Below are 2326 nucleotides of genomic sequence, written 5' to 3' on the forward strand. Positions count from 1 at the left end.
AAGAAGGTAACTACTTTGTAGGTAGAACTGAGTTTGATTCACCTGATGTAGATAACGAAGTTTTAATAGATGCATCAAAACATTTTTTAAAAACCGGTGATTTTACATTTGTGAAAATTACTGATGCTGCCGATTTTGATTTATATGGCGTGCCGGTTAAGAACAATTAATATGAATAAAATTCTCTTTTTAGGTATAGCTTGTTTGTTTTTTTCCTGCAAAGAAACTCCTAAGCCAACTAAGGAAAAAGAATCAGCCTCATTTAGTGAAATACAACTGCCAGAAATAGGCAACAGCTCTTTGCCCTATCTTTTTTCTGATGGTAAAGACCTATTGCTGTCTTTTATTTCAGAAAATGCCGGTTTGGCAACACTTTATTTTTCAAAATTGGATTCTGATAGTTGGTCAACACCCGAAGTGATTGCTTCTGGCGCAGACTGGTTTATAAACTGGGCCGATTATCCTCAGATAGCTAAAAATGGAGAAAACTATATTGCACATTTTCTTCAAAAGTCAGACACAGCTACTTTTGCTTATGACGTGATAATCACTCAAAAGAAAGAAAAAGACTCCTGGTCAAAACCTTTAAAAATTCATAGCGATACTACAAAAACGGAACACGGTTTTGTTTCTTATATACCTTTTGGTAATAGTCAATTCCTGGTAAATTGGCTGGATGGAAGAAATACAACCGGAGGAAGTCATTCCCATGGTGCTGGAGCAATGTCTTTACGCTCGGCAATTGTAAATCCTGATGGAAGCCTGGAAAGTGAACTTTTAATTGATGACAGGGTTTGTGATTGTTGTCAGACTTCATCTGCAATGACTGCAAATGGTCCTGTTGTGGTTTATAGAGATCGTTTAGAGGGTGAAGTAAGGGATATCTCCATAGTGAGATTAGAAGAAGGTATTTGGTCAACACCTGTTTCTGTTCACAATGATAATTGGCAAATACACGGGTGCCCTGTCAACGGACCCAGAGTTGATGCGATTGATAATGTTGTTGCCGTGGCTTGGTTTACTGCAGCAGAGGATGAAAGCAAAGTAAACCTGGCTTTTTCAACAAATAACGGAGCTGATTTTAACAAACCGATGAGGTTAGATTCTGGAAACCCAATAGGTCGAGTAGATGTGGCTCTGATCGATACTCAAAATGCGGTGGTTTCCTGGATGGAAGTTGTGGATGATTCTACATATATTAAGTTTAGAAATGTAACATTAAACGGTGAATTAGGTGAAATTAAAACACTTACAAATACTTCAGAATCCAGGGGATCGGGTTTTCCGCAAATGGTCGTTTTTAATAATGAAATTTATTTCGCCTGGACATTATTTAAAAACGAAATAAAACATATTAAAACGACACGCTTTTCAATAAATGATTTTGAAAATTAAGTGGTATGCAAAAACTGCTCATTATTGGATATAACTGGCCCGAGCCAAAAACTACCGGGGCAGGGGTAAGAATGATGGAGCTTATTCAAGCTTTTTTAAAGTATAAATATCAAATCACTTTTGTTTCAGCTGCTGAAAAAACAGTCCATTCTGAAGATTTAACTAAACTCGGAATTCAAGAACTGTCAGTACAACTCAATAATGCTGCATTTGATGATTTTATAAAAACACTCAACCCTGATGTGGTTTTATTTGATCGATTCTATTCTGAAGAGCAGTTTGGTTGGCGAATAACTGAACACTGCCCTGATGCAATCAAAATTTTAGATACGGAGGATTTGCACTTTCTAAGATTTGCAAGAGAAAAAGCATTAAAAGATACTATTCCTTTAAATTATAAAAACTCTGATATCACATTACGCGAAATTGCAAGCATTTACCGTTGTGATTTATCTTTGATTATTTCAAGTTTTGAGATGGAACTATTGATACAGGAATTTAAAATTGAAGACACTCTTTTATACTATTTACCCTTCATCCCCAAGCCAATTAAAAAGGAATCCTTGCCGGGTTTTCATAAACGAAATCATTTTATTTTTATCGGAAACTATAGGCATCGCCCAAATGTTGATGCGGTCTTGCAATTGAAAAAAAGTATTTGGCCACTAATTTCTAAAAAACTGCCAAATGCCGAGTTATATTGCTTCGGTGCATATGCAGGGCCACAAATTAACCAACTACACAAACCGGAAGACCGATTCCATATTGCCGGTTGGACTAAGGATGCACAACATGTATTTCAAAACGCAAGAGTCTTAGTGGCACCTTTGCGATTTGGCGCCGGTTTAAAGGGAAAATTAATGGACGCGATGCAATATGGAACTCCTTTTGTTACATCAACAATAGGAATTGAAGGGCTTGATGATAAGAT

General features: G+C 36.5%; 2 protein-coding genes and 1 pseudogene. All 3 read left to right on the plus strand.

Annotated elements, in window-relative coordinates; genetic code table 11:
* A pseudogene (locus tag AACY61_RS12580) lies at positions 1 to 170 on the plus strand (30S ribosomal protein S12 methylthiotransferase RimO); the annotation flags it as partial.
* Between the two features lies 1 nt (position 171).
* Entirely contained in the window at positions 172 to 1395 is a 1224-nt protein-coding gene (locus tag AACY61_RS12585; protein WP_339611928.1) for a hypothetical protein, read from the plus strand.
* 5 nt (positions 1396 to 1400) lie between these two features.
* Positions 1401 to 2326 (plus strand): glycosyltransferase family 4 protein (locus AACY61_RS12590; protein ID WP_339611929.1); only part of this gene is annotated, 926 nt, incomplete at its 3' end.

This window comes from uncultured Planktosalinus sp. (assembly GCF_963973675.1).
Taxonomy (GTDB): Bacteria; Bacteroidota; Bacteroidia; order Flavobacteriales; family Flavobacteriaceae; genus Planktosalinus.